Genomic DNA, 24,557 nt, shown 5'->3' on the forward strand with positions numbered 1-24,557 from the left:
TGTGACTGATGCTCAACGGCCTTTGGCTCGGTTTTTTCGTGGTGGCGGCGGTTTCCGCACTGGCCCAGTGGTTGGTGGGCGGCAACGCCGGCATCTTCGCGGCCATGGTGGAAAGCATCTTCGCCATGGCCAAGCTGTCGGTAGAGGTCATGGTGCTGCTGTTCGGCACCTTGACCCTGTGGTTGGGCTTTTTGCGCATTGCCGAGAAGGCCGGCATCGTCGACTGGCTGGCCAAGGTGCTGGGCCCGCTGTTCGCCCGGCTGATGCCCGAGGTGCCGCGTGGGCACCCTGCGCTGGGCTTGATCACCCTGAACTTCGCCGCCAACGCCCTGGGCCTGGATAACGCCGCCACGCCCATCGGCCTCAAGGCCATGAAGTCGCTGCAAGAGTTGAACCCCAGCAGCACAACCGCCAGCAATGCGCAGATTCTGTTCCTGGTGCTCAACGCCTCGTCGCTGACGTTGTTGCCCGTGACCATCTTCATGTACCGCGCGCAGCAAGGCGCCATGGACCCGACCCTGGTGTTCCTGCCCATTCTGCTGGCCACCAGCGTGTCGACCCTGGTGGGCCTGCTGTCGGTGGCCGTTATGCAGCGCCTGCGGTTGTGGGACCCGGTAGTGCTGGCTTACCTGATTCCCGGCGCGCTGCTGCTGGGGGCGTTCATGGCCCTGCTGGCGGGCATGTCGGCGGCGGCGCTGGCCAGCCTGTCGTCAGTTCTCGGCAATCTCACGCTGTTCGGCCTGATCATGCTGTTCCTGGTGGTGGGCGCGCTGCGCAAGGTCAAGGTGTATGAAACCTTCGTGGAAGGTGCGAAAGAAGGCTTCGACGTGGCCAAGAACCTGCTGCCTTACCTGGTGGCCATGCTGTGCGCCATCGGTGTGCTGCGTGCCTCGGGGGCGCTGGAGTTCGGCCTGGACGGCATTCGCCACGTGGTGCAGTGGCTGGGCATGGACACGCGCTTTGTCGATGCCTTGCCCACCGCCATGGTCAAGCCGTTTTCCGGCAGCGCGGCACGCGCCATGTTGATCGAGACCATGCAGAGCAAAGGCGTGGACAGCTTCCCGGCGCTGGTGGCCGCGACCGTCCAGGGCAGCACCGAAACCACGTTCTATGTGCTGGCCGTGTACTTCGGCGCCGTGGGCATCCAGCGCGCCCGCCACGCGGTAGGCTGCGCTTTGCTGGCGGAGTTCTGCGGCGTGGTGGCGGCTATCTCCGTGTGCTACTGGTTCTTCGGCGCCACGGCGGCCTGAGCCAGGGTCCAGTCAATCACCTGCGCGGTCAGCCGGTCGCTGGCCTGACCGAAACCGGCCACCACGTTCGCCACGGACGTGCCGGACACCGGCTGGCTCACCTCGAAGCGGCGGCTGGCGACGATACGCTGGCTGCGGCCATCCACCAGCCGCGCATCCAGGCGCACACGCACGGTAACCCCACCGGCCGCGTATTCGCTCTGGAAGGCTTGCAGCTCGCCGCCCAGTTCCAGGTCCCCTTGCACGTTGGCGTCATCGTTGCTCACCCCGCGCAAGCGGCCGTCGCTGATGAAGCCATCGAGCAGGCGGTTGCGCAGCAGCACCGGCGCCGGATCGCTCCAGCGCGCGCCCTTGTAGCTGCTGATCAGGTCGCCCTGAGGCACCACAGCGATGCGTGGGCTGTTCAGGGCATCACTGGCCTGGGGTTTGCCTATTCGCAGCGTCCTGGCCAGGCTGGGGCCGTTGTGCGGGCTTGCCGCCTGGGTGGCCACGGGCAGGCGGTAGACATCGGCCGGCTCGGCCTTGGGCAATATCGAGCAGGCGGGCAGCAGCACACAGACCAGGCCCGCGGCCAGGCGGCGAAGGGCTGCACTCATGGTTCAAACTCCTTGTTCTGGTCGCGACCCAGCAAGTAACCGCCGGGGTTGGCCTGCAAGCGCTGCGTGATGATTTTAAGCGACGTCAGGGTTTCCCGCAGTTCGCGGATGGCCGGGGCCAATTGCCCCAGGCCCTGCAGGCCGCCGTCCACTGCGGTGCGGTTGCTGGCCAGCAGGCTGTTGAGGGTGGCGGCGCTCTGCTGCAGCGACAGCATGGCCTGCTGCGCGCTGCTCAGTGCCTGGCGGCCCTGCTTGTCGAGCAGGCCGTTGGCGTTGTGCATCAGCTCGTTGGTCTGCTTCAGGGCGCCGGACGCCTGGCTCATCACTACTGCAATGTTCTCACGTTGGTCGGCCAGGGCCGCAGTGATCTGGTCCACATGCTCAAGGGTGGCGCTGACGTGTTCGACATTCTGTGGCGAGATCAGCCGGTTGGCGTTGGATAGCAGTTGGTTGACGCTGGCCATCAGGTCATTGCTGTTGTTCAGCAGGCGGGCAATGGGCGAGGGCGAGGCGACAATAATCGGCAGTGCGCCCTTCTCGCCCTTCAGTGTGGGGCTTTGCGGTGTGCCGCCGCTGAGCTGGATGATCGAGGTGCCGGTAATGCCGTTCAGCGCCAGCTTGGCCATGGTGTCCTGCTTCACCGGGGTTTCGCCAGCCAGGCGGATGCGCGCCAGCACCCGGCGCGGGTCCTTCGGGTCGAGCCGCAGCTGCGTTACATCGCCAACCTTGATGCCGCTGTACTGCACCGAACTGCCCCTCGACAGCCCGGTCACGGCCTCGTTGAACACCACCTCGTAGTCGTTGAAGGCGCTGTCGACGCTGGATTTGGCCAGCCACAGGCCGAACAGCAGTGCCCCAACCACCACCAGCACGGTGAACAGGCCAATCAGCACATGATGGGCTCGGGTTTCCATGTCAGACCTCTTTTTGCACTGAAGCAGCCAGCCACGCTGCCCGGCCGCGGGGGCCGTGGAAGTATTCGTGAACCCACGGGTCTGGGGTGGCGGCGACCTGGGCGATCGGCGCCGCCACCAGCACGCGCTTCTGCGACAGCACCGCCACCCGGTCGGTGATGGTGTACAAGGTGTCCAGGTCGTGGGTGACCAGGAACACACTCAGGCCCAATGCATCGCGCAGGGTCAGGATCAGTTGGTCAAAGGCGGCGGCGCCAATGGGGTCGAGGCCGGCGGTGGGTTCGTCAAGGAACAGGATGTCGGGGTCCAGCGCCAGGGCGCGGGCCAGTGCGGCGCGCTTGATCATGCCGCCGGACAGCGACGCCGGGTATTTGTTGGCCGCCGACAGCGGCAGCCCGGCCAGTGCCAGCTTCACGCAGGCCAGGTGCTCGGCGTCGGCGCGGTCAAGGCCGGCGTGCTCTATCAGTGGCAGGGCAACGTTCTCGGTGACGGTCAGCGACGAGAACAGTGCGCCCTTCTGAAACAGCACGCCGAAGCGCCGTTCCACCTGCGAGCGAGCGTTGTCGTCGAGGTTTGCTAAGTCCTGGCCAAGCACCTGTATGGCCCCTTCATCCGGCCGGCGCAGGCCGACAATGCTGCGCAGCAGCACCGATTTACCACTGCCGGAGCCGCCTACCACGGCGAGGATTTCGCCGCGGTTGAGGTCCAGGTCAAGGTTCTGGTGCACCACCTGGCGGCCGAAGCGGTTACCCAACCCGCGAACCCTGATCACCGGAATATGGGGGGCTGTTATGCTCCAGTTCACCAGCGCATCTCCATGAAAAACAGGGCGGCCACAGCGTCCAGCACAATCACCACAAAAATCGACTGCACCACGCTTGAGGTGGTGTGGGCACCCACCGATTCGGCGCTGCCGCTGACCTTGAAGCCTTCCAGGCAGCCAATGGCCGCGATGATGAAGGCAAACACCGGGGCTTTCACCAGGCCCACCAGAAAGTGCTGCACGCTGATGTCGGCCTGTAGCTTGGACAGGAACATCGCTGGCGAAATCCCCAGCGACAAGGCACACAGGGGACCCCGCCGCCAATGATCCCGCACAACATGGCCAGGAACGTCAACGCTGGCAGCGCCACCAGCAAGGCCAGCACGCGTGGCACCACCAACAGTTCCATGGGGTCCAGGCCCAGGGTGCGGATGGCGTCGATCTCTTCGTTGGCTTTCATGGAGCCGATTTGTGCGGTGAAGGCGCTAGCGGTTCGCCCGGCCATGAGGATGGCGGTCAGCAGCACGCCGAATTCGCGCAGGAAGGAAAAGGCGACCAGGTTGACGGTGTAAATGCTGGCGCCGAAGTTGGACAGGATGGTTGCGCCGAGAAAGGCCACCACGGCGCCCACCAGGAAGGTCAACAAGGCCACGATGGGCGCGGCATCCAGCCCGGTCTGCTCTATGTGCGCGACCACGGCAGTGACGCGCCAGCGCTTGGGGCGCAGCAAGCCGCGCGCCAGGGTTTCAAGAATCAGGCCGACGAAGCCAAGCAGCTGCAAGGTGTCCTGCCACACGGTGCTGACGGCGGTGCCGATGCGACTGAGCAACTGAATACCGACGTTGAGTTCCGGCTCTTTGAGCGGCTCGCAGAAGTCCTGCATGGAGCAGTACACCGTTTGCAGCAAGGCGCGGCTGGAGCCGGGCAAGTGCACGGCGGTATCGGCCAGGCGGCCCAGCCGTTCCGCGCCCAGCAGCTCCACCAGTAGCGAGGCACCGGCAGTGTCGATGGCCCCCAGTTGGTCGAGGTCGATGGGGGTATTGTGGTCGTACCGGCCGGTCAGTTGCCGGGCCAGTTGGCGTAGCCGGGCATAGTGCGGGAGTGTCCAGTCACCGGCGATACGCAGTCGCGCGGGCTGTGTACTGGTGTCCAGGTGGGCTTGGCCGGCGCCGGCGGAAATAGTCATAGTTCCGAGCTTAGACGCTTTTTATCGACTTCCCGCAATCGGTATTTCACCACTGAAGGTCCTGCGCCCTTTTCGCTGCCTTGCGGCAGCGCCTGCATCGGAAGTGGTAGAGGCTGCCGCCAGGCGGCGGAGGCGCGCGCAGCCGGCCCACGATAGTCGCTACTGCGATGGGACGCTGTCGTCGGTCACCCTGAAACGCAGCACGCCGATCATCTGCCCGTCTTCGGTGAGGATCTGCACCTGCCACTTGCCCACCGGGTTGGCCGGCAGGTTCATCTTGTGGGTCCAGGCCCGGTAGCCTTCGTCGCGGCCGCCGTGGATGTCCAGCGGGATGCGATCGACTTCCTGGCCGTTGAATTTCCACACGTGATAAATGCGCTCTTCCAGGCCGCGCGGTGCGTTGATGGCGGTGTAGGCGTACAGGCCGTTGGCGCGTACCTGGCTGGCGGCGACGTTTTTGATGCTGTCGCCGTGGGTGCGGTTGGCGTTGTCCATTTCCAGCGTGACCGCCGATTCGGTGATCCACAGGGTGGCCGGCGGTACCCAGGAACGCATCATCCAGCCGCAACCACCGATGGCCAGGGTCGCCACCACCAAGGCTACCGCGCGGCGCCAGTGGGTGATGGGAAAACTGGCGGCCAGGCTGGGGAACGACAGCAGCATGGCCGTACCCAGGGCCCACTCGTAACTTTGCGAGGTGGTGAGGTGCAGGATGATCGGCAGCGCGGTGAGCATCGCCGCGAACAGCGTCAGGGTGTGCAGGGCCAGGAACAGCCAGCGCCGCGGCGCCACCAGTTTGTAGTACAGCGGGTCGGTGATGGACACCAGACCGGCGATGGTCAGCAGCCCGGTGAACACCAGCTGGCCGCTGTTCCACGTAGTGGTGGTGTAGAAGAACGGTAATACGAAGAACAGGCTTTCCTGGTGGATCATCTGCGTCGCGTAGCGCAGCAGAGGTTCAGGTATCTCGCGCTGGAAACGGCGACTGAACCAACGGGTGGCGCTTTGCTCCACCATCAGCCACACCCAGCTGACCAGCATCATTACCGCGATCCAGCTGGCCAGCTTGGCCTGGCGGTCTACCAGGATGAAGCTGCCGATACCCGATATGAAGCCGCCCAGGGCGATCACTCCCGGGTAGCGCTTGATGAGTTCGATGATGCGCAGGATCAGTGTGGGCATTTCGGCAATTCTTGGCAGCTGCTGGAAAAAGCGCCGCCAAGGATACGCCCTTGATTCCCCGAATGCGCGCGACTAATGGCGTTTGTGCCGCAATGCCCCCCAGCCCAGCAGGCTCAAGCCACACAACACCAGTAGGACAACGCCCAGGCTGTAGAGTTGGTCGACACTGAGCAACGGTTGTTCGATACGCACATAGCCGCGCCCGGAAAACACCTGGCGCATGGCGGCGTTGGCCTGGGCCAGGGTCACTTTCCTCAGGTCGCGGGCGGGGTCTTCGAAACGACCCTTGTCGTAGGTGGGCAACGCGTTCCAGTAGAAGTCAGCCAGTTGGCTGTTGCCCTGCACGCTCCAGCCCTGGCGGGAAATGGTGGCCTGGCGCAGCCGCTCGAAGGTGGCGGCGTCCAGGCCATCCTTTTTCAGCCGGCCAATCAGTTCGGCCATCAGCTCATGGGCCTGGTCCACGTCGTTACGGTCAAGGTCGGCATTCAGGCTCAGCAGGCCGGTGTCGCCAAAGGCTTCGCGCTGGCTCCAGGGGCCGTACGACAGCTCATGGTTGAGGCGCAGCTCCTTGTACAGCGCCCACTCCATGTACACCTGCACCATGTCCAGGGCCGCATCGGGCACGTCGTCATCCAGGGCCGGCTCGGGGAAGAACCAGTGCAGTTTGGCGCCGTCGCCCAGCCAGCCGTGGGTAAGGGTGCGCTCGTAGGCAGCGCTGTGCAGCGTGACGGGGATGTCTGGGTGGTCGGTGGGTTTCACTGCGTCCAGGCTGGCCCAGGTGCGCTCCAGGTAGGCGGGCAATACCTTGTCCAGCCCGCCCACCACAATCAGGGTCATGTTGTTGGGGGCGTACCAATTCTTGCGCACCGCTTCAACCTGGGCCAGGGTCATGTCGGCTACCGGCGAGCGCTCGATGCATTTGAGACCCAGCTCCGTGGCCAGTTGGTCACTGGCCGCGTGGCCCACGCCCTGCTTGTCCAGCCAGCGTTGCAGGTGCGAGTAGTGGCCGCCGTCCTCGCGCTCGACGATGCGCTTGGAAATATCCAGGGCCTTGGTGTCGATGGCGGTCTTGGTCACCACCTCCAGCAGTAGGTCCAGCACCTTGCGCTGGTTGGCGGCGGGGGCTTCGATGACGAAGGTGGTGTCGCTGTCACTGGTGAACGCGTTCCACTCCCCGCCCAGGGCCTGCATGCGTTCTTCCAGGCCGCCTTCGCCGCTGCCGTCGATGCCGCTGAACAGCAGGTGCTCCAGCAGGTGCGGCAGTTCACGTTCGTTGCAGGCAAAGTCATCGAAGCCTACGCCCACCACCAGGCGGATGGCGATGTGGCTGCGATCGTCACCCGGTTTCATCAGCACCTGCAGGCCATTGGGCAGCAGGTAGCCTTCTACCTTGTAGCGATCCAGCGCCTGGCTTTGGGTGCAGATGAACAATAGGCAAAGCAACAGCAGACAACGCATGGGTAGCTTCCTGCGGGAACCGGCTCAGACTGTGGAACAGACTGCCGGAGGCAGCGGACGTTCAAGGCGAATGCGCATCGTCGGGAACGGCATCGGTTTGCATGGCTCCGGTTTCGGTGTTTTCCAGCACCACGTAGGCACTGCCGCAGAACAGCGAGTTCAGGCGCTTCATGTCGGCTATCAGCTCCAGGTGCAACGAGCTGGTTTCAATGCTTTGTACCACCTTGCGCTGCAAGCGGCTCACATGGGCATGGGCCAGGCGACGCTCCTGGGCACGGAAGCGACGTTTTTCCCGCAACAACTGCCGCGCACTTTCCGGGTCGCCACTGAGGAACACCGACAGGCCCAGGCGCAGGTTGGCCATCAACTGGCTGTGCAGACCGGACAGCTCCTCCAGGCCCATCTCGGAGAACTCCCGGCGCTGGGCGGTTTTCTGCTGCTGCACCTTGCGCAGCATGCGCTCGATCACGTCACTGGCCAGCTTGAGGTTGATGGCCAGTTCGATGATCTCTGCCCAGCGGCGGCTGTCTTGCTCGCTGAGGTCTTCACGTGGCATCTGCGCCAAGTACAGCTTGATGGCACTGTAGAGCACCTCGACGTCTTCACCCTGGGTGCGTATCGCTTGGGTGACGGCAGTCTGGGTGCCACGCAGGGCGCCCAGCGTATTACCCAGCATGTTTTCCACCAGGTCGCCGATGCGCAGGGTTTCGCGCACGGCATTGGCCAGGGCCAGGCTGGGTGTTTCCAACGCGGTCAGGTCCAGGTGGCGAGGCTTGGCACCGCCGTTAATGTCTTCACGCTCTGGCAACAGCCAGGTGCACAGCCGCGACATGGGGCCTACCGTGCCCAGCATCAACAGGCTGCGAACCGTGTTGTAGAGCAGGTGGAAGCCGATCACCAGGCCCGTGGGGTCGTAGCTCAGGGTATCCATCCAATGCGCCAGCGGGTCCAGCACCGGCACAATCAGCACCAGGCCGATCAGCTTGTACAGCAGGCTGCCCAGCGCTACCTGGCGCCCGGCAGTGTTCTGCATACTGGTGGACAGGAACGCCAGCAGGCCGCTGCCGATGTTGGCGCCAATCACCAGGCCGATGGCCACGGGCAGGCTGATGACGCCTGCTTCGGCCAAGGTGGCGGTAAGCAGTACCGCCGCCAGGCTGGAATAGGAAATCATGGCAAACAGCGCGCCCACCAAGGCGTCGAGCAGGATGTCGCCGGTCAGCGAGGCAAACAGCACCTTCACGCCCTGGGCGTGGGTGATGGGCGCAGCGGCTTCGACGATCAGTTGCAGCGCCAGCACGATCAGGCCCAGGCCTATGCCTACACGGCCCATTTGCCCTGCGCGCGACTGTTTGCGCGACAGGAAGAAGATCACCCCAAGGAAAATAAGCAGCGGCGATAGCCACGACAGGTCGAATGTCAGCACCCGCGACATCAGCGCGGTACCCACGTCGGCACCCAGCATGATCGCCAGCGCCGGAATCAGGGTCATCAGGCCCTGGCCAACAAACGAGGTAGTGAGCATGGCGGTGGCGTTACTGCTCTGCACCACGGCCGTTACCAGGATGCCGGCGATGAACGCCAGCGGTCGCTTGGACATGTTCTGGCTGAGCAAGCGCCGCAGGTTGGAACCGTACACGCGCAGAATGCCCGTGCGCACGATGTGAGTGCCCCAGATCAGCAGTGCCACTGCCGATAGCAGATTGAGCAGGGTCAGCATAAGAAAGGCCCCCTGTAGAAGCTCCCCCAATGCGGGGGTGGATGGATGTGCAGCAGCGCCGCTGTTTGGAGAAATCTTTTATGCAGCGCTTACTTAAGCTTTAGTCGGCCATGGGCCAGGACGCCAGCATGGCACAGGAAATAGCCGACTGAAACAAAACTGTAACATTTTACTTGTGGTTGCCCTGTAGCCGCTGCCGCAGCCTGTCGGCAGCGGCTACACGCAAGAAAAAGGGGCCGATCACAGCCCCTTTTAGTTCGCAGCGTCCTGGGTTACTGACCCGGAACGTCCTTGCGAAGTTTCACCGGCCCGCTTTGTTTCCTCTTTTTGGCCATGGCCGTGCGCATCTTGATGTTGATGGCCTCCACCGCCAGCGAGAAGGCCATGGCGAAGTACACGTAGCCCTTGGGCACATGCACGTCGAAGGCTTCGGCAATCAGCACGGTGCCCACCACCAGCAGGAACGACAACGCCAGCATCTTCAGCGACGGGTGCTTGTCGATGAAATTGCTGATGGCGCCGGCGGCCAGCATCATCACCAGCACCGCCACGATGATTGCCGCCACCATCACCGGTACATTGGAGACCATGCCCACGGCGGTGATCACCGAATCCAGGGAGAACACGATGTCGATAATGGCGATCTGGATGATGGTGTAGAGGAAGTTGCCGCCCTTGCCTTTCGGCTCGTCGCCCTCCTCCTCTTCGCCTTCCAGGCCGTGGTAGATCTCCTGGGAGCTTTTCCACAACAGGAACAGGCCGCCGAAGAACAGGATCAGGTCGCGGCCCGATATGCCTTGGCCGAACACCACGAACAAGTCGGCGGTGAGGCGCATGACCCAGGTGATCGACAGCAGCAACAGGATGCGCGTGAACATCGCCAGCGCCAGGCCGAAGATTCGCGTGCGCGGCTGCATGTGCTTGGGCATGCGGCTGACCAGGATGGAGATCATGATGATGTTGTCGATGCCCAGCACGATCTCGAGTGCGGTCAGGGTGAAAAAGGCAACCCAGAGTTCCGGGTTGGTCAGCCATTCCATGTTTTTTCCTTCGAGCGTTGTGAGGCGCATCGTACGGTGCGATGCGTCTTCGGTAGTTGAATCGTCAAGCGGCCAGGCTGCCGAACAATGGGAAAGTGCCCAGCAGCAGCGCGGCGAGCATTATGCACAGGCACACCAGCACTGCCCACTTGAGGGTAAAGCGTTGGTGGTCACCGAAATCGATGCCTGCCAGGGCCACCAGCAAGTAGGTGGAGGGTACCAGCGGGCTCAGCAAATGCACGGGCTGGCCGACGATCGAGGCCCTGGCCATGTCCACTGCACTGATGCCGTAATGACTGGCTGCTTCAGCCAAAACCGGTAACACCCCGTAATAAAATGCATCGTTCGACATGAAAAAAGTGAACGGCATGCTGACCAGCGCCGTAATCACCGCCAGGTACGGCCCCAGTGCGTCCGGAATCACTGCCAGCAGGCTCTTGGACATGGCATCCACCATGCCGGTGCCGCTGAGGATGCCGGTGAAGATGCCCGCCGCGAAGATCAGCCCAACCACCGCCAGGACACTGCCCGAATGGGCGGCGATGCGCTCCTTCTGCATTTGCAGGCAAGGATAGTTGACGATCATGGCAATACTGAACGCGATCATGAACAGTACCGGCAGCGGCAGCAGGCCGGCGATCAGCGCCGCCATCAGCGCCAGGGTCAGCGCGCCGTTGAACCACAACAGCTTCGGCCGGCGGGCCTCGGGGTATTGCGACACGCTGATCTCACTGTGGTCCGGCCCATCGCCTGGCAGGTCCAGTTCACCCAGGCGGGCGCGCTCTTTCTTGCCGTAGCCATAGGCAATGGCCAGGATCGCCAGTACACCGGCCAGCATCGCCGGGATCATCGGCACGAAGATCGCCGACGGGTCCACGTGCAAGGCGCTGGCCGCGCGGGCGGTGGGCCCACCCCAGGGGGTCATGTTCATCACCCCGCCGGCCAGGATGATCAGCCCGGCCATGATCCGCGGGCTCATGCCCAGGCGGCTGTACAGCGGCAGCATGGCCGCCACGCAGATCATGTAGGTGGTGGCGCCATCGCCATCCAGCGACACCACCAGCGCCAGCACCGCGGTACCTACCGATACCTTTAGCGGGTCCCCCTTGACCAGCTTGAGGATCTTGCGCACGGCGGGGTCGAACAGCCCCGAGTCGATCATCAGGGCGAAATACAGGATGGCAAACATCAGCATCACGCCGGTGGGTGCCAGCTTGGTGATGCCGTCGAGCATCATTGGGCCGATTTTCGGGGCAAAGCCACCGAACAGGGCGAACAGGATAGGGATGATGATCAGCGCGATCAGCGCCGACAGGCGCTTGGTCATGATCAGGAACATGAACGCAATCACCATGGCAAAGCCAAGGAAGGTCAACATAGCGGTACTCCGGGCAGGCGCGACTTAGCGCAGGGCTTCGTGGCGGTGGAGTACGGGCGTGGGTATAGCGCGAACGGAAGGCATGCACGACATCTAAATCACCATTGTTGTTTTGTTAGCGCCGGTCTTTGCCGGTGGTGATGGCGATGCTAGCGGTCGAAGCTTTCAGCAACCTTTCGGAAATTTCTTACCGGGTTTTCAGAGGTATGGCGGCAAAATGGGCACGCTGTGCGAGCCTTCGCTGCCTGGCGGCAGCCTACGAGGTTCACAGACCTTCCTACGGCAGGATCAGCCCGCCCGCGGCCTTGTGCAGCGCACGCAGGTGGTCGGCAATCACCTTGATGTTGGCCTCGGTGGCCGAGATTTCTGCCTGGCGCTTGGGGTCGAGCAAGGCGCGCACTTCCTTGTCCAGGTCCACGCTCAGGGTTTGCAGCTGCTTCTGGCGCTCGGCGCTTTCCGATTCCAGGCGCTTGAACTCGTTCTTCTGTGGCAGCCCGTAGCCGCCACTGTCGAGCAACTCGGCCGGGCGGCTGAGGAAGCCACTGTTGGCCAGCATGGCCTGCAGGGTCTTGTTGGCGTTGACCAGGCTGGCGTCGTTGGCAGCGCGGCCATTGAGGTAGCGTTGCTTCACTTCGTCCTGGGCCAGCAGCAGTTGTCGGCGCAGGCTGGCCTGCTCCAGCAGCAACAGGGCGGCGCTGGTGCGCAGGTCGGCCTTGGCAAACCATGGCGCGCGTTCCTTGGGTTCCAGGGCCATCCAGTCTTCAACCTTTTCCTGCGGCACCGGCAGCTGCTTTTTCAGGATGTCGAACATGGCCTGGTAGCGGTCACGGTAGGAATCGAAGCGGTAGCCCAGGCGCAGGGCCTCGCGGGGGTCCTTGAGCACGCGGGTATCGGCGATGCCGCGCGCTTCCATCACTTGCAGCAGGCCGTTGGGCACAATGCTGTCCAGGTCATCGAAGCGCGGGTCATGGGTACCGGCGCGCAGCAGCTTGAGGGTTTCCACCGCGCAATTGTTGGACACGAAGTAATAGTTGCCGTCGTAGCTCCAGTGCATTTCCGCCGCGTGGCGCACCAGCGAGTCGATTTCGTTGCGGGTCAGTTTCAGCGGCACCGAAGCCAGGCTGCGCAGCTCGGTCTTGGTGTATTCGTCGATCACCTGCCCCAGGGGCAGCACGAACAGGCGCGATGGGTAGCCGCCGGTCAGGCCGCTCCAGGTCGATAGTTGAACATCGTTGACGAAGGCGCGGTACGACAGCACCAGGCTGCGATCCAGGTCCAAGCGGCAGTCCGGCCCGCGAGGGCGGCCGGGTGCGCAGATCACCAGGCGCAGCATGCTGTGGCCCCAACGGCTCACCCAGTTCTGGTTGGCCTCGGCCAACAGGTAGTCCACCTCGTAGACGCGCTCGGGGTCAATGCTGCCCAGGGGCGTGCGACCGAAGTCGTTGCCGGCGTTGAGGAACGGCAACGCGGTCTGGCAGCTGGCAGGGTTGGCCGGAGCCCAGCCGAAGTGGTTCTTCAGGTATTCGTAGAGTTCCGGGCGACGGCAACCGTACTCGGGGTCCAGCAGGAAGTACTCCATGTTCACCGCCACGAATTCCAGCGGGTTGGTCACCTCGTAGATGTCGGGGCTGCGCACGATCTGGCGGTTGGGGTCGTTGCGCTCGCCGCGCTTGCCCACCGACTGCGGCCAGCCGGCCAGGTCCAGCAGGCGTGGGTCGTCGCTCAGGGTGAAGCGGCGATCGGTTTGACCGCGGCATTCACCGGGCAGGCCCACGTCGCCCAGGCTGGTGTTGTAGCGCTTGCAGCGGTTGAACAGGATGCGATCGGCCTCGGGCCAGAGCCGGGCGCGATCATAAATATGGGTTAGTTCATGCAGCACGGTGGCCAGCAGTTCTTCACGCACGGTGCCGTGGGGGCGGTGCGTCTGCGTGGTGGCTGCGGTGCCGTCTGTCAGGCTGGCCAGCAGCTTGACGTTGAGGTCCAGGCTGGACACGGCAGAAGCTTGCCCGTAGGCGTTGTCGGGCATGTGAGACGACCAGTCGACGTCGATCTGGCGGTCCAGTCGCTGGACGAAGCTGGGCGGCAAGTCGCCCATGGCCTCGTCCAGCAGCGCCTGGCTGGCGTGTTGCTGTTGCGCTGTCAGTCCGTCGGTCTGCAAATGCAGACGCAACGCGGCCTGCGCACCGGTACCGGCCAGCAGCAGGGCAACGGTCAGCAGCCAGGCGCTCAGGTACCTCACAGAGCCAGGATGGCCTGGGCGAGTTCCTGGTCGCTGGCGTCCTTGGCTTCCGGCACCTGGGCGCGCACGGCCACGAAGGCCGCTTCCAGTTGTGCGCCACGGATGTTGCCGTTGCTGGCTACATAGCTGGCGGCATCGTCCTGGGCGTCGCGAACCACTTTCGAATCACGGATCGAGGTGGTGGTGTCGGAGGTGAAATTGATCGTGCGGTTGGAGGCGCGGACGATCATGTTGCTGGTTTGCTGCAGGGTATGCGCCGAGGCCACATCAGCCAGCAACAGCAGGCCGAGGGTGGCGGCAATCAACGGGGTACGCATGGGGGTGTCTCCAGGGACAGGGAGTAATTATTGGACGAGAATTGCCTGCGCCAGTTCAAGGTCGCTGGCATGCACGCCGGCGTGATGCTGGCGCAGATAGCTCAGCGCCGATTCCAGGCGGGCGCCTTGAATCTGACCGTCCGTGGCGACATAGGCGGCCGCATCATCCTGGGCGGCGCGCACGAGCTTGCGGTCGAACGGGGCCGCGGTCACCTGGCTGGTGATGTACCCGGTGGCGACAATGCTCTGGGTGGTGGTATCGAAGGCCAGCGCCTGGCAGGACCAGGCACACGCAATCAACGAGGCAACGGCAAACTTGCTGGGGAACGGAAAACGCATAGGTTGTTCAGGCTACCAGGTAACGGACTCGGTCAGATGGCGACAATGGCCTGGGCCAGTTGGGCATCCGAGGCGTGCAGAGTCGGGTTCTGTTGGCGAATGTAGGCAAAGGCGCATTCCAGGCGGGCACCGCGCACGGCGCCTTGGCTGGCGACAAAACTGGCCGCGTCATCACGGGCTTCCAGCACGACTTTCTTGTCGCGCAGCGAAGCGGTGGCATCGGAGGTAGCGTCACTGGTGGCCTTGGTGGCATCCACCAGGGTATCGGTGGTCACGATGAAGCTGGACGCCTGGGCGCCGCAGGAAAGGGCCAACAGCAAAGAGGCGCCAAGCAGACGGGAGCGGAACATGGTCATTCTCCTGAGCGGACTATGGTCAAAGCGCAACATTTTATATCAGACGCACGTTGTACCGGCCGCGTTACGTCGCGGGTCACGCGCATGTCAGACAATTGTTGCCCATTTAGTTCCTCGGGTGGAGAGCAGAAACAGGAAGTTTCATAAATACCAAACTGTACCGTACTAATATAGTTTCTAAGAAGCTGTACCTATTTTTGTGGAGGCTGGCTTGCCAGGAGCTTTTAAAGCCGCAAAGCTCGCTGGCAAGCCGGCGCCCACAGGGCTGCCCCCCTTCAAAAACGACAAAGCCCGTCATTGTTGCCAATGACGGGCTCTGTTCGAAATTCAGGTTGCTGGCAAAACGGGGGCCAGCGGGTGTTGCATTAACGCCAGAAAGGCTTGCTCAGCTCTTCGCAACGTTGGGCTTCGCTGATACCGGCGTCAGCCAGCAGGCGAGCGTCCAGACGGGCCAGTTGATGGCGGCTGGCAATGCGGCGCTGCCACAGCATCAGGTTGCTGATAACGCGCAGTGGAAACGAAGTGCTGTTGGCTTCGGAGCTGTTCTGGAAAAGCAGGTCGGAACTGATTGTACGTTCCATGGTTGACATCCTTCCGCTTGTGGCGGGCTTGGCTAGTTGGTTTCTACTGGTGCCAATGATCCTCCTGATCAGTCAACATTTGCAGGCACAGTTCATTTGTATTGTGAGGGTTCAGTTAACTGTTTAAGGGCACTGTTCGACCGAAAATGAGGCTAACTGTATTGGTCGGCACCTGAATGGTGCATTTTTGATCAATTTGGGTGTTTTGACAGGGTATAAGGCGGGGTTTTTACCGGTACAGCAGTACAGATTTAGGTTGGAACTTCGAACCGCTGGGCAACTGATACGCCGAACACTCGTATCAGCTGCCAGCGGTTGTGTTTTACACCGCCAGCATGCGACCGGTTTCTTCCAGGTTGCTGTGCCATTGCAGTGCATCGCGCAGGATGTGCGGAGTATGGCCGCCACGGGCGCAGGCTGCTTCGAAGTACTCGTTCAGCGCGGCGCGGTAGCTTGGGTGCACACAATTGTCGATGATCACCCGGGCCCGCTCGCGTGGCGCCAGGCCGCGCAGGTCGGCCAGGCCGATCTCGGTGACGAGGATGTCCACGTCATGCTCGGTGTGGTCCACGTGGCTGACCATGGGCACGACGCTGGAGATGGCGCCGCCCTTGGCAATGGACTTGGTGACGAAGATGGCCAGGTGCGCGTTGCGGGCGAAGTCGCCCGAGCCACCGATGCCGTTCATCATGCGGGTGCCACACACGTGGGTGGAGTTGACGTTGCCGTACAGGTCGAACTCAAGCGCGGTGTTGATACCGATGATGCCCAGGCGACGGATCACCTCGGGGTGGTTGGAGATTTCCTGTGGGCGCAGTACCAGGCGCGACTTGTAACGGTTGAAGTCATTGAACACTTCTTCGTGCTTCTTGGCCGACAGGGTCATGGAGCTGCCCGAGGCGAAGTCCAGCTTACCGGCGTCGAACAGGTCGAAGGTGGAGTCCTGCAGTACTTCGGAGTACATGGTCAGGTTCTCGAACGGCGAGTCCACCAGGCCGCACATCACTGCGTTGGCAATGGTGCCGATACCGGCTTGCAGCGGCATCAGGCTGTTGGTCAAGCGACCTTCGGCCACTTCGCTCTTGAAGAAGTCCACCAGGTGGTCCGCGATGGCCTGGGTGTCATCATCGGGCGGCAACACGGTGGACGGCGAGTCGGGCTGATTGCTGATGACGATGCCGACGATCTTGGCGGGGTCGATCTTCACCGCACCGCTCCCAATGCGAGTATCGGACTTGAGCACCGGGATGGGCAGGCGTGTAGGGCGGTAGCTGGGGATATAGACGTCGTGCAGGCCTTCAAGCTCCAGTGGCTGCGACAGGTTGATCTCGACGATCACTTCCTTGGCGAGGATGGCGAAGCTGGCCGAGTTGCCCACGGAGGTGCTGAGCACCAGGTGGCCTTCCTCGGTAATGGCCACGCACTCGATCACGGCCAGGTCCACTGCCTTGATCTGGCGGTTGCGCAGCTGCTCGACAGTGTCGGACAGGTGCTGGTCGATGAACATTACCCTGCCATCGTTGATGGCCTTGCGCAGGGTGCTGTCGACCTGGAACGGCATGCGCCGGGCCAGAACACCGGCCTCGGTCAATTGCTTGTCCAGGTCGTTGCCCAGGCTTGCGCCGGTCATCAGGGTGATCTGCAGCGGCGTCTGCTTGGCGCGTTCGGCCAGCGCATGGGGTACGGCCTTGGCTTCGCCGGCGCGGGTGAAGCCGCTCATGCCGACGGTCATGCCGTCCTTGATCAGGGCAGCGGCATCAGCCGCACTCATCACCTTGCTTTGCAAGGCGTCCAAGCGGATACGGTCACGGTACATGTTGTGTTATCTCGGGTAGCGGATGCTGTGCGCAGTCTAGTGATTTCAAAAAAATTCGGCGCCCGACTTAGGTCGTATGCGGGGGCTGGCTTGCCAGCGAGCTTTTAGGCCCCCTAAAACTCGCTGGCAAGCCAGCTCCCACGCCAATAAAAAACCCCAGCCTAACCAGCGCCGGGGTTTTGGGTATTGCCGTGGATCAAGCTGTCAGTCGACAGCCTTGACCATGTCTTCGATGACTTTCTTCGCGTCGCCGAACACCATCATGGTCTTGTCCAGGTAGAATAGTTCGTTGTCCAGGCCGGCGTAACCGCTGGCCATCGAGCGCTTGTTGACGATGATGGTCTTGGCCTTGAAGGCTTCCAGGATCGGCATGCCGGCGATCGGCGACTTCGGGTCGTTCTTGGCGGCCGGGTTGACCACGTCGTTCGCGCCCAGTACCAGCACCACGTCGGCCTGGCCGAACTCGGAGTTGATGTCGTCCATCTCGAACACCTGGTCGTACGGCACTTCGGCCTCGGCCAGCAGTACGTTCATGTGGCCAGGCATACGGCCAGCAACCGGGTGAATCGCGTACTTCACGGTCACGCCGTTGTGGGTCAGCTTCTCGGTCAGCTCTTTCAGCGCGTGCTGGGCACGGGCCACGGCCAGGCCGTAGCCGGGAACGATGATCACGGTGTCGGCGTTGTTCAGCAGGAAGGTGGCGTCGTCAGCTGAACCGGATTTCACCGGCCGAGCCTCTTTCGCACCGGCCGGGCCGCTAACGTCGGTAGCGCCGCCGAAGCCGCCGCCAATCACGTTGAAGAACGAACGGTTCATGGCCTTGCACATGATGTACGACAGGATCGCACCCGACGAACCCACCAGGGAACCGGCGATGATCAGCATCGAGTTGTTCAGCGAGAAGCCGATACCGGCCGCCGCCCAACCCGAGTAGCTGTTAAGCATCGACACAACCACTGGCATGTCGGCGCCGCCGATCGGGATGATGATCAGCACGCCCATCACGAACGCCAGTGCCAGCATCAGCGCGAAAGCGCCGTAGCTGCCGGTGAACATGAAGGTCAGGCCCAGGGCCAGGGTGGCCAGGCCCAGCACCAGGTTCAGCTTGTGCTGGCCGGCAAACTGTACAGGCGCGCCCTGGAACAGGCGGAACTTGTATTTGCCCGACAGCTTGCCAAAGGCAATCACGGAACCGGAGAAGGTGATGGCACCGATGGCCGCGCCCAGGAACAGCTCCAGGCGGTTACCGGTAGGAATGGCATCGCCCAGGGCCGGGACGATACCCAGCGACTGAGGCTCGACCACTGCGGCAATGGCGATGAACACTGCGGCCAGGCCGATCATGCTGTGCATGAAGGCGACCAGCTCAGGCATCTTGGTCATTTCCACGCGCTTGGCCATGATCGAACCGGCAGTGCCGCCGGCCAGCAGGCCGACGATCACGTAGGCGATGCCGCCGGTGGCCAGTTCGGAACCAAGCTTGTAAATCAGGCCTACCGTGGTCAGCACGGCCAGGGCCATGCCCAGCATGCCGAACAGGTTGCCGCGACGCGACGTGGTCGGGTGCGACAGGCCCTTGAGCGCCTGGATAAAGCAGATCGAGGCAACAAGATACAGAAGAGTGACGAGGTTCATGCTCATGTTACTTTTTCACCTCGGCGGACGCTTTCGGCGCCTTCTTCTTGAACATTTCCAGCATGCGGCGCGTCACCAGGAAGCCACCGAATACGTTCACCGCAGCCAGGGCCACGGCCAGGGTGCCCATGATCTTGCCCAGCGGGGTCACGGTCAGGGCGGCAGCCAGCATGGCGCCGACGATGACAATGGCGGAAATGGCGTTGGTCACGGCCATCAGCGGGGTGTGCAGCGCAGGCGTAACGTTCCAGACCACGTGGTAACCGACATAGATAGCCAGTACGAAGATGATCAGGTTATAGACGCCGTGGGAGATCAGCATGTCTTCCATTGTTATTGTCCTCAGCCGTTCTTGCGGATGACTTGGCCGTCGCGGCACATCAGGCACGCGGCGACGATGTCGTCTTCAAGGTTGATCGTGAACTGGCCTTCCTTGTCGAACACCAGCTTCATGAAGTCCAGCAGGTTGCGTGCGTACAGTGCCGAGGCATCGGCACCGACCATGGCGGCCAGGTTGGTTGGCCCGCAAATGATCACGCCATTCTCGACCACTACCTGGTCGGCCACGGTCAGCGGGCAGTTGCCGCCTTGTGCAGCGGCCAGGTCGATGACCACCGAGCCAGGCTTCATCTGCGCCACGGTTTCGGCGCTGAGCAGCGTTGGCGCCTTACGGCCCGGGATCAGGGCGGTAGTGATGACAATGTCCGAAGCCTTGGCGCGTTCGTGAACGGCCTGGGCCTGGCGCGCCATCCAACTGGCGGGCATGGGGCGGGCGTAACCGCCAACACCTACGGCGCACTCGCGCTCTTCGTCAGTTTCGTACGGCACATCGATGAACTTGGCGCCCAACGACTCGATCTGCTCCTTCACCGCCGGACGCACGTCCGAGGCCTCGATCACCGCACCCAGGCGCTTGGCCGTGGCGATGGCCTGCAGGCCGGCAACGCCAGCACCCAGGATCAGCACGCGGGCGGCCTTCACGGTACCAGCGGCAGTCATCAGCATAGGCATGAAGCGCGGGTAGTGATGGGCTGCCAGCAGCACAGCCTTGTAGCCGGCAATGTTGGCTTGCGAGCTGAGCACGTCCAGGCTCTGTGCACGGGAAGTACGAGGGGCAGCTTCCAGGGCAAAGGCGGTAATGCCGCGTTCGGCCATCTTGGCGATGGTTTCGTTGTTGAACGGGTTGAGCATGCCGACCAGAACGGTACCGCTCTTGATCTGCGCGAGCTCTGCGTCGTTGGGGGCAACCACCTTCAGAATCAGCTCGGCACCGTAGGCATCGCTTGCGCTGCCAATGGTGGCGCCAACGGCCTCATAGGCGCTGTCGGTCACGCTGGCATTGATGCCGGCGCCACTCTGGACAGTGACCTTGTGGCCTTGGCCGATCAGTTTCTTGATGGTTTCCGGGGTTGCAGCAACCCGTGTTTCGCCCGTCTGCGTTTCGAGAGGAACACCAATGTGCACGTCAAATCTCCTGCTTGATCTTATTGAGTTAACCAGCGCACTACGGATGGCGCAGCTGGGGCGGCCGATCAGCACGATCCCGCCTGAAAACAGCGGGGCGCGGCATTTTGCAGGCGTTGTGGCAGGCCTTCAACCAGTTATGAAGGGTGACGGCACAATCACTACAAGTCACCCTGTGACCGATTGCCGCAACATACCCCTTCAAGCCCCGGTGGCTCGGGCTTTCCAGCTTTTTTGTAGGGTTTTAATATTTTTTTACATTAGCCCGATGAATGGGCCACGACAGGCCGCTGAACTGGCTGTAGGCCATGTAGAACGGGGTGTTCAGCAAATTTTACAGAATGGCGTAACAGTCTGCGCAAATACGACATTTACTTATATCTGTAGGCGTATTGCAAGGCTCACTACATTGTTACCTAGGTCAGTTTCCCTTCGTGATCAGTGACATAGCGAATCGATTCAGCCATTAGCCAGTCACGAAATGCCTTAAGTGATGCCGATTCCACTTTGCGCTCCGGAATCATCAGGTAATAAGCCTTGGCGCTGGCCATGGCATGAGCGTTGGCAATCACCAGCCTGCCCTCCTCCAGTTCTCGCTGGATCAGGAACGGCGGAATCAACGCAATGCCCATCTCATGCATGGCTGCCTGGGAAAGCATGGAGAATAGTTCATAGCGCGGGCCTGTCATGTCGCGGCTCACATTCATGCCCAGGCTGTTGAACCACTGCCGCCATGCATAGGGGCGCGTGGTCTGTTGCAGCAACGGCAGATTGGCGATGGTGGCGGCGTCCAGTTGACTGTACTGGTGCAGCAATGCGGGGCTGCACACTGGCACCGGGTTCTCCCCCATCAGCCGATGGGACTGGGTACCGGACCAGTCGGCGTCGCCAAAGTAGATGGCGGCGTCGAAAGCCGTGTCGGCAAACAAGAACGGCCGGGTGCGGTTGGTGAGGTTGACCGTGACTTCGGGATGTTGCTGCTGGAAGGCTTTCAGGCGCGGCAACAGCCATTGGGTGCCGAAGGTCGGCACCACGGCCAGTTCGATCACATTGGCACCCTGCTGGCCCATGACCGACAAGGTGTCGCGCTCTACTGCATCCAGTTGCGCAGCCACCCGACGGCTGTAGGACAAGCCGGCTTCGGTCAGTTTCACGCCGCGCCGCGAGCGCTGGAACAGTTCCACGTTGAGGAACTCCTCCAGCCCGCCTATCTGTCGGCAAACGGCGCCCTGGGTCAGGGAAAGCTCCTGTGCTGCCTTGGTGAAACTCTCGTGGCGGGCGGCGGCTTCGAAGCAGATCAGGGCGGTAGTGCTGGGTATCTTGCGGCGCATGTACGGCAACCTCACTCATGGAGGCGCTTATTGGGCTTTTTTCGCCCCTCGGAGTGAGAAATTAGCACAACGGCATGCAAAATCCTCGTTTGTCCCTTGCCCCGGTCGCGCCTAGGATCAAGGTAATCCCTATCCACAAGAACATGAGGAAACACCATGGGCGCCAAGGCCAGCTTCAACTGGATCGATCCGCTGCTGCTCGACCAGCAGCTCACCGAAGAAGAACGCATGGTGCGCACCAGCGCCGAGCAGTTCGCCCAGGACAAACTGGCGCCACGTGTGCTCGAAGCTTTTCGCCATGAAAAGACTGACCCGGCAATCTTTCGTGAGATGGGCGAAGTCGGCCTGTTGGGTGCAACCATTCCCGAGCAGTACGGCGGCAGTGGCCTCAATTATGTGTGCTACGGCCTGATTGCCCGTGAAGTGGAGCGTGTGGACTCCGGCTACCGCTCGATGATGAGCGTGCAAAGCTCGCTGGTGATGGTGCCGATCAATGAGTTCGGTACCCAAGCTCAGAAACAGAAATACCTGCCCAAGCTGGCCAGCGGCGAATGGATTGGCTGTTTCGGCCTGACCGAACCCAATCACGGCTCCGACCCGGGTGCCATGATCACCCGTGCTCGTTCGGTGGAGGGTGGCTACCGCCTGACCGGCAGCAAGATGTGGATCACCAACAGCCCCATCGCCGACGTGTTCGTGGTGTGGGCCAAGGACGATGCTGGCGACATTCGCGGCTTTGTCCTGGAAAAAGGCTGGCAGGGCCTGAGCGCGCCGGCCATCCATGGCAAGGTCGGCCTGCGCGCGTCCATCACGGGTGAGATCGTCATGGACAACGTGTTCGTTCCCGAAGAGAACATCTTCCCGGACGTGCGTGGCCTCAAGGGGCCGTTCACCTGCCTCAACTCGGCCCGCTATGGCATCTCCTGGGGCGCCTTGGGTGCGGCCGAGTTCTGCTGGCACACCGCTCGCCAGTACACCCTGGACCGTCAGCAGTTCGGCCGTCCGCTGGCCGCCAACCAACTGATCCAGAAGAAACTCGCCGACATGCAGACCGAGATCACCTTGGCACTGCAAGGCTGCCTGCGCCTGGGGCGCATGAAGGACGAAGGTACTGCTGCGGTAGAAATCACTTCCATCATGAAGCGCAACTCGTGCGGCAAGTCGCTGGACATCGCACGCATGGCGCGCGACATGCTGGGCGGCAATGGCATCTGCGATGAATTCGGCGTGGCGCGCCACCTGGTCAACCTTGAGGTGGTCAACACCTACGAGGGCACCCACGACGTGCACGCGCTGATCCTTGGGCGTGCGCAAACCGGCATCCAGGCGTTCTATTAATAGAAGGGAGCCGGACCATGGGTGCGCTGTCACATCTGCGGGTGCTGGATTTATCGCGAGTACTGGCCGGCCCGTGGGCCGGGCAGATCCTTGCCGACCTGGGTGCCGAGGTCATCAAGGTCGAGCGCCCGGGCAATGGCGACGACACGCGGGCCTGGGGCCCGCCCTTCCTCAGGGATATAGAAGGCGAGAACACCAGCGAGGCGGCCTACTACCTGTCGGCCAACCGCAACAAGCAATCAGTGACCATCGACTTCACCCAGCCCGAGGGCCAGCGCCTGGTGCGCGAACTGGCGGCCAAGTCCGATATCGTCATCGAGAACTTCAAAGTGGGTGGGCTGGCTGCATATGGGCTGGACTACGTTTCCTTGAAGGCCATCAACCCGCACCTTATCTATTGCTCGATCACCGGTTTCGGCCAGACCGGCCCCTACGCCAAGCGCGCGGGTTATGACTTCATGATCCAGGGGCTGGGCGGGCTGATGAGCCTCACCGGTCGGCCAGAGGCCGCCGAAGGCGCTGGTCCGGTCAAGGTGGGCGTTGCCTTGACCGACATCCTCACCGGCCTCTATTCCACCGTGGCGATACTCGCCGCCCTCGCCTACCGTGACCAGAACGGCGGCGGGCAACATATCGACATGGCGTTACTGGATGTCCAGGTGGCCTGCCTGGCTAACCAGGCCATGAACTACCTCACCACTGGGGTAGCGCCAAAACGCCTGGGCAACGCGCACCCTAATATAGTGCCGTACCAGGACTTCCCTACCGCCGATGGGGATTTCATCCTTACCGTGGGCAATGACAGTCAGTTCCGCAGGTTTACCGAGGTGGCTGGGCAGCCACAGTGGGCGGATGATCCGCGCTTCCTGACCAACAAGCTGCGGGTGGCCAACCGTGCCGAGCTTATTCCGCTTATTCGCCAGGCCACGGTATTCAAGACCACCACCGAGTGGGTTACGCAACTGGAGGCAGTTGGCGTGCCGTGCGGCCCCATCAATGACCTGGCGCAGGTGTTTGCCGATCCGCAGGTAAAGGCTCGTGGGTTGGCTGTGGAATTGCCCCATGCCTTGGCAGGCATTGTTCCGCAGGTGGCCTCGCCTATTCGGCTGTCGGAGACGCCAGTGGAGTACAGGCGTGCTCCGCCGTTGTTGGGGGAGCATACGCAAGAGGTGTTGGCTTCGTTGCTGGGCGTGGATGGCGAGTGGTTTGCCAAGTTGCGGGGGGATGGGGTGGTTTGAGGGGGGCTTCTATATATAGGTGGGGGATTGGGGGATGGCCGCAAGGTGCATGTCTTGAGATTGCATTAAGGGCGCCAAGTGCCAGGCGTTGTTTCTCTAGCGCCCTTGAAATCGAGACCCATCCCCAGTGGGGCACGTTGCAACCAACGTGGGAGCGGCCTCTGGCCGCGAAGCGCCGCGCGGGCGGCGCTCGCTGTTGTGAGGTTTGAAGATCGCCAGGCATGCACCTGGTGGCCTTTATAGGGTCCCCTTTGGGATGCTTTTGATCTTTATGGCAATTTGTTGAAATCAAAGCTTGACGCCCCCTCAAATCTATCTATAATTCGCCCCACTTCCGGCGCAACCGAAACGGAAAACTCCTTGAGTTTCAAAGAGTTAACCGAAGTAAGCAGTTCTGGAAGGTTTCGATCTTAACG

21 protein-coding genes and 1 pseudogene are annotated in these 24,557 nt (G+C 62.2%); 3 read left to right on the plus strand and 19 right to left on the minus strand.

Going from position 1 to position 24,557, the window contains the following annotated elements; all coding sequences use genetic code 11:
• Positions 1-8 precede the first annotated feature (8 nt).
• On the plus strand, positions 9-1,250 hold the full coding sequence (locus PMM47T1_RS07405; protein WP_008367267.1) for a nucleoside recognition domain-containing protein: 1,242 nt from the start codon (positions 9-11) through the stop codon (positions 1,248-1,250).
• Here the strand turns inward: PMM47T1_RS07405 and PMM47T1_RS07410 are convergent.
• From PMM47T1_RS07410 to PMM47T1_RS07500, 19 genes and pseudogenes are all read right to left on the minus strand, one after another.
• Positions 1,220-1,846: an ABC-type transport auxiliary lipoprotein family protein gene (locus PMM47T1_RS07410; RefSeq protein WP_008367268.1), complete on the minus strand. Its 627-nt coding sequence runs from the start codon at positions 1,844-1,846 to the stop codon at positions 1,220-1,222. The two genes, PMM47T1_RS07405 and PMM47T1_RS07410, sit on opposite strands and share 31 nt — an antisense overlap.
• The gene (locus tag PMM47T1_RS07415) at positions 1,843-2,760 is read right to left on the minus strand and encodes an MlaD family protein (protein WP_008367269.1); all 918 of its coding nucleotides are present in this window, start codon (positions 2,758-2,760) and stop codon (positions 1,843-1,845) included. The genes PMM47T1_RS07410 and PMM47T1_RS07415 overlap by 4 nt, the downstream gene beginning before the upstream one ends.
• Position 2,761: 1 nt before the next feature.
• Positions 2,762-3,553 carry an ABC transporter ATP-binding protein gene (locus PMM47T1_RS07420; RefSeq protein WP_081492625.1) on the minus strand — a complete coding sequence of 264 codons (792 nt, stop codon included), beginning with the start codon at positions 3,551-3,553 and terminating at the stop codon, positions 2,762-2,764.
• Between the two features lie 8 nt (positions 3,554-3,561).
• Positions 3,562-4,709 (minus strand): annotated as a pseudogene (locus PMM47T1_RS07425) (MlaE family lipid ABC transporter permease subunit).
• A gap of 159 nt (positions 4,710-4,868) precedes the next feature.
• Positions 4,869-5,891, minus strand: a complete 1,023-nt coding sequence (locus PMM47T1_RS07430) for a DUF5924 family protein (RefSeq protein ID WP_008367271.1) — start codon at positions 5,889-5,891, stop codon at positions 4,869-4,871.
• 72 nt (positions 5,892-5,963) lie between these two features.
• Positions 5,964-7,349, minus strand: a complete 1,386-nt coding sequence (locus PMM47T1_RS07435; protein ID WP_008367272.1) for a M16 family metallopeptidase — start codon at positions 7,347-7,349, stop codon at positions 5,964-5,966.
• Between the two features lie 61 nt (positions 7,350-7,410).
• Positions 7,411-9,069 (minus strand): Na/Pi cotransporter family protein, encoded by a 1,659-nt coding sequence (locus tag PMM47T1_RS07440; protein ID WP_008367273.1) that lies wholly within the window; start codon positions 9,067-9,069, stop codon positions 7,411-7,413.
• Positions 9,070-9,341: 272 nt separating this feature from the next.
• Complete coding sequence (locus tag PMM47T1_RS07445; protein ID WP_008367275.1) at positions 9,342-10,109, minus strand: TerC family protein; 768 nt, start codon at positions 10,107-10,109, stop codon at positions 9,342-9,344.
• A gap of 64 nt (positions 10,110-10,173) precedes the next feature.
• Entirely contained in the window at positions 10,174-11,487 is a 1,314-nt protein-coding gene (locus PMM47T1_RS07450) for a CitMHS family transporter (protein WP_008367277.1), read from the minus strand.
• Between the two features lie 277 nt (positions 11,488-11,764).
• Positions 11,765-13,726: an Lnb N-terminal periplasmic domain-containing protein gene (locus tag PMM47T1_RS07455; protein ID WP_008367279.1), complete on the minus strand. Its 1,962-nt coding sequence runs from the start codon at positions 13,724-13,726 to the stop codon at positions 11,765-11,767.
• On the minus strand, positions 13,723-14,043 hold the full coding sequence (locus PMM47T1_RS07460) for a DUF2388 domain-containing protein (RefSeq protein ID WP_008367281.1): 321 nt from the start codon (positions 14,041-14,043) through the stop codon (positions 13,723-13,725). Before PMM47T1_RS07460 ends, PMM47T1_RS07455 begins: the two co-directional genes overlap by 4 nt.
• A gap of 27 nt (positions 14,044-14,070) precedes the next feature.
• Complete coding sequence (locus PMM47T1_RS07465) at positions 14,071-14,382, minus strand: DUF2388 domain-containing protein (RefSeq protein ID WP_008367282.1); 312 nt, start codon at positions 14,380-14,382, stop codon at positions 14,071-14,073.
• Between the two features lie 32 nt (positions 14,383-14,414).
• Entirely contained in the window at positions 14,415-14,732 is a 318-nt protein-coding gene (locus tag PMM47T1_RS07470; protein WP_008367284.1) for a DUF2388 domain-containing protein, read from the minus strand.
• A 371-nt stretch (positions 14,733-15,103) separates the two neighbouring features.
• A complete protein-coding gene (locus PMM47T1_RS07475; protein ID WP_008367286.1) occupies positions 15,104-15,319 on the minus strand; it encodes a DUF1127 domain-containing protein in 216 nt (71 codons plus the stop codon).
• A 322-nt stretch (positions 15,320-15,641) separates the two neighbouring features.
• A complete protein-coding gene (locus tag PMM47T1_RS07480; protein WP_008367288.1) occupies positions 15,642-17,135 on the minus strand; it encodes an acetyl-CoA hydrolase/transferase family protein in 1,494 nt (497 codons plus the stop codon).
• A 204-nt stretch (positions 17,136-17,339) separates the two neighbouring features.
• Positions 17,340-18,776 (minus strand): NAD(P)(+) transhydrogenase (Re/Si-specific) subunit beta, encoded by a 1,437-nt coding sequence (locus tag PMM47T1_RS07485; protein WP_008367289.1) that lies wholly within the window; start codon positions 18,774-18,776, stop codon positions 17,340-17,342.
• 1 nt (position 18,777) lies between these two features.
• A complete protein-coding gene (locus PMM47T1_RS07490; RefSeq protein ID WP_008367291.1) occupies positions 18,778-19,101 on the minus strand; it encodes an NAD(P) transhydrogenase subunit alpha in 324 nt (107 codons plus the stop codon).
• Positions 19,102-19,112: 11 nt separating this feature from the next.
• Positions 19,113-20,234, minus strand: coding sequence for a Re/Si-specific NAD(P)(+) transhydrogenase subunit alpha (locus tag PMM47T1_RS07495; protein WP_008367293.1), 1,122 nt, complete (start codon positions 20,232-20,234; stop codon positions 19,113-19,115).
• A 416-nt stretch (positions 20,235-20,650) separates the two neighbouring features.
• Positions 20,651-21,565: a LysR substrate-binding domain-containing protein gene (locus tag PMM47T1_RS07500; RefSeq protein WP_008367294.1), complete on the minus strand. Its 915-nt coding sequence runs from the start codon at positions 21,563-21,565 to the stop codon at positions 20,651-20,653.
• A gap of 156 nt (positions 21,566-21,721) precedes the next feature.
• Here PMM47T1_RS07500 and PMM47T1_RS07505 point away from each other — a divergent pair, with 156 nt between their 5' ends.
• Together PMM47T1_RS07505 and PMM47T1_RS07510 are read left to right on the plus strand one after the other, a co-directional pair.
• Entirely contained in the window at positions 21,722-22,903 is a 1,182-nt protein-coding gene (locus PMM47T1_RS07505) for an acyl-CoA dehydrogenase (protein WP_008367295.1), read from the plus strand.
• Positions 22,904-22,920: 17 nt separating this feature from the next.
• Complete coding sequence (locus PMM47T1_RS07510) at positions 22,921-24,141, plus strand: CaiB/BaiF CoA transferase family protein (protein WP_008367296.1); 1,221 nt, start codon at positions 22,921-22,923, stop codon at positions 24,139-24,141.
• The last annotated feature ends 416 nt before the right edge of the window (positions 24,142-24,557 follow it).

It is taken from the genome of Pseudomonas sp. M47T1 (genome assembly GCF_000263855.1).
Lineage (GTDB): Bacteria > Pseudomonadota > Gammaproteobacteria > Pseudomonadales > Pseudomonadaceae > Aquipseudomonas.

What these genes read in the sequence shown, in the direction of transcription:
- PMM47T1_RS07475 (WP_008367286.1), bottom strand. Translation starts at nt 15,319, where the DNA reads ATGGAACGTACAATCAGTTCCGACCTGCTTTTCCAGAACAGCTCCGAA.
- PMM47T1_RS07435 (WP_008367272.1), bottom strand. Translation starts at nt 7,349, where the DNA reads ATGCGTTGTCTGCTGTTGCTTTGCCTATTGTTCATCTGCACCCAAAGC.
- PMM47T1_RS07430 (WP_008367271.1), bottom strand. Translation starts at nt 5,891, where the DNA reads ATGCCCACACTGATCCTGCGCATCATCGAACTCATCAAGCGCTACCCG.
- PMM47T1_RS07510 (WP_008367296.1), top strand. Translation starts at nt 22,921, where the DNA reads ATGGGTGCGCTGTCACATCTGCGGGTGCTGGATTTATCGCGAGTACTG.
- PMM47T1_RS07505 (WP_008367295.1), top strand. Translation starts at nt 21,722, where the DNA reads ATGGGCGCCAAGGCCAGCTTCAACTGGATCGATCCGCTGCTGCTCGAC.
- PMM47T1_RS07465 (WP_008367282.1), bottom strand. Translation starts at nt 14,382, where the DNA reads ATGCGTTTTCCGTTCCCCAGCAAGTTTGCCGTTGCCTCGTTGATTGCG.
- PMM47T1_RS07405 (WP_008367267.1), top strand. Translation starts at nt 9, where the DNA reads ATGCTCAACGGCCTTTGGCTCGGTTTTTTCGTGGTGGCGGCGGTTTCC.
- PMM47T1_RS07445 (WP_008367275.1), bottom strand. Translation starts at nt 10,109, where the DNA reads ATGGAATGGCTGACCAACCCGGAACTCTGGGTTGCCTTTTTCACCCTG.
- PMM47T1_RS07440 (WP_008367273.1), bottom strand. Translation starts at nt 9,069, where the DNA reads ATGCTGACCCTGCTCAATCTGCTATCGGCAGTGGCACTGCTGATCTGG.
- PMM47T1_RS07460 (WP_008367281.1), bottom strand. Translation starts at nt 14,043, where the DNA reads ATGCGTACCCCGTTGATTGCCGCCACCCTCGGCCTGCTGTTGCTGGCT.
- PMM47T1_RS07490 (WP_008367291.1), bottom strand. Translation starts at nt 19,101, where the DNA reads ATGGAAGACATGCTGATCTCCCACGGCGTCTATAACCTGATCATCTTC.
- PMM47T1_RS07480 (WP_008367288.1), bottom strand. Translation starts at nt 17,135, where the DNA reads ATGTACCGTGACCGTATCCGCTTGGACGCCTTGCAAAGCAAGGTGATG.
- PMM47T1_RS07450 (WP_008367277.1), bottom strand. Translation starts at nt 11,487, where the DNA reads ATGTTGACCTTCCTTGGCTTTGCCATGGTGATTGCGTTCATGTTCCTG.
- PMM47T1_RS07485 (WP_008367289.1), bottom strand. Translation starts at nt 18,776, where the DNA reads ATGAGCATGAACCTCGTCACTCTTCTGTATCTTGTTGCCTCGATCTGC.
- PMM47T1_RS07470 (WP_008367284.1), bottom strand. Translation starts at nt 14,732, where the DNA reads ATGTTCCGCTCCCGTCTGCTTGGCGCCTCTTTGCTGTTGGCCCTTTCC.
- PMM47T1_RS07500 (WP_008367294.1), bottom strand. Translation starts at nt 21,565, where the DNA reads ATGCGCCGCAAGATACCCAGCACTACCGCCCTGATCTGCTTCGAAGCC.
- PMM47T1_RS07410 (WP_008367268.1), bottom strand. Translation starts at nt 1,846, where the DNA reads ATGAGTGCAGCCCTTCGCCGCCTGGCCGCGGGCCTGGTCTGTGTGCTG.
- PMM47T1_RS07415 (WP_008367269.1), bottom strand. Translation starts at nt 2,760, where the DNA reads ATGGAAACCCGAGCCCATCATGTGCTGATTGGCCTGTTCACCGTGCTG.